Origin of the sequence: Streptomyces sp. sk2.1 (assembly GCF_008120935.1) — a bacterium.
Classification (GTDB): domain Bacteria; phylum Actinomycetota; class Actinomycetes; order Streptomycetales; family Streptomycetaceae; genus Streptomyces.
Window position 1 is genome coordinate 1 of record NZ_RDBO01000114.1, and the last position, 1,890, is coordinate 1,890.

2 protein-coding genes are annotated in these 1,890 nt (G+C 76.8%); both read left to right on the plus strand.

Features of this window, described 5'->3' with window-relative positions; all coding sequences use genetic code 11:
• Window positions 1-125 precede the first annotated feature (125 nt).
• On the plus strand, window positions 126-1,526 hold the full coding sequence (locus EAO76_RS40885) for a tetratricopeptide repeat protein (RefSeq protein ID WP_262376175.1): 1,401 nt from the start codon (window positions 126-128) through the stop codon (window positions 1,524-1,526).
• 117 nt (window positions 1,527-1,643) lie between these two features.
• Window positions 1,644-1,814, plus strand: coding sequence for a hypothetical protein (locus EAO76_RS40890; RefSeq protein ID WP_222872253.1), 171 nt, complete (start codon window positions 1,644-1,646; stop codon window positions 1,812-1,814).
• Window positions 1,815-1,890 lie beyond the last annotated feature (76 nt).

The following is a 1,890-nucleotide window of genomic DNA, read 5'->3' on the forward strand; positions in this document are numbered from 1 at the left end:
CCACGACTTCCTGCCGGCCACCGCCGCCCGGATACTGCGCCTGCTCGCCCTGGCCCCTGCCGGACTCGTCGACGCGCACACCGCCTCCGCGCTGGCCGGCTGCTCCGTCTCGGCCGCCCGATCCCGTGCCGCCGGCCGAACTGCCGCCCCCGTCGCTGCGGACGACGCTGCGCAGGGCCGCCCTGGGCGTGGTGGCGGGTGCGGTGCTGGTGACCGGTGCGGTGGTGGCCGTGCCCGACGACGAGGGGGAGAAGGCCCCGTCACCGCCCGTGCCCGGCTCCGTCTCACGCGCGCTGGCCGCGACGGCCGCGGGTTCCCCCGTCGCGCTCGCCGATCTGAAGGCGCTGATCGGGGACCGGCAGCGGTGGGTGGGCGCGCATCCGTCCGACGCCCGGTCCTGGGCGGTGCTCGGCGCGGCCTATGTGGAGTGGGGGCTGCGTTCCGCGGACGCGGCGTACTACGACCGGGCCGAACGGGCCCTGAAGCGTTCGCTGGGCGCCGGACCCGGGGAGGGCGGGGACACCGCGGCCCGGGTGGGGCTCGCGGCGCTCGCCAACGCCCGGCACGACTTCGGGACGGCGAAGAAGTGGGGCGAGGCCGTACGGGCGCGGGAGCCGAAGCAGTGGGCCGTGTATCCGGCGCTGATCGACGCCTACCGGGGCCTGGGCGACGACAAGTCGGTGAACCGGGCGGTGGAGAGGTTCGCGGAGCTGCGCTCCGGGGTTCCGGCGCTCGTGCAGAAAGCCAGGATGTACATGGACCGGGGCCGGCGCGAGGACGCGCTGGCGAACGCGCAGGACGCGGCGGACCGGGCCACCGCACCGGCGCAGAAGGCGGAGTGCCTGTACCTGCTGGGCGAGTTGGCCCGGAAGCGGGGCGAGCCGGAGGAGGCGGTCGCGCAGTACGGCGCGGCGCTGCGGACCGACCGCACCCACCACCCGTCGCTCGCGGGCCGGGCCGGGGCGCTGGCGGCGCTCGGCCGCACGGACGAGGCGCAGCGCGACTACCAGGCGGCCCTGGCGGGTCTCCCCCGGCCCGAGTACATGCTGGAGCTGGGCGAGCTGTACGAGTCGCTGGGGCAGCACGGGAACGCCCGCAGCCAGTACGCCCGGCTCGGTGAGACGCTCGCCCGCGACGCCGCCCGGGGCGTGGACGACGCGTTGCTGCGCGGCCGGTTCGAGGCCGACCACGGCAATCCGGCCGAGGCGGTCGAGGTGCTGAAGGCCGAGTGGGCGCGGTCGCACCGCGGCGCGGCGGTGGCGGACGCGCTGGGCTGGGCCCTGTACCGCTCCGGCGACCCGGACTCCGCCCTGGAGTACGCGGCCCGCGCGGTCGACGCGGGCGGGCAGAACGCCTCGTACGCGTACCACCTGGGCATGATCCAGCGGGAGTTGGGGCGGTACGGTCCGGCGCGCCGCAACCTGGAGGAGGCGCTGCGCGCCGATCCGCGGTTCTCACCCCTGGCCGGTCCGGCCGCCCGGAAGGCCCTGGACGATCTGGCCGCTTCCCCGGCGGACGCCCGGTAGGACACCGGACCCGGCCCGGACCACCGCCGGAGGCCGGGGCGGTCCGGCGGCACCGCGCCGCTGGTCGACACCGTCCACGCGTCGTTCATCACCCTCGGGGTCGTCCTCGGCTCCGCCGTGGGATCGGCACTGGTCCCGGACCACGGACTCCGCGCCCCGATCGTCCTCGGAATCGTGCCGGCCGTCCTCGCGATCGCGGCGATCCTGCCCGCCCTCGCGAGCGCGTACCCGCGCACCGGCGCCCGCGAGCGCTCCCGGGACGAGGAGCCCGTCACGTCGGCGGCATGACGCGCCGACGGCGAGGACACCCCGTCGCGGTCCGTCCCGTGCCGGAAGAACTCGGACGGCGAGGCGTACCGCATCC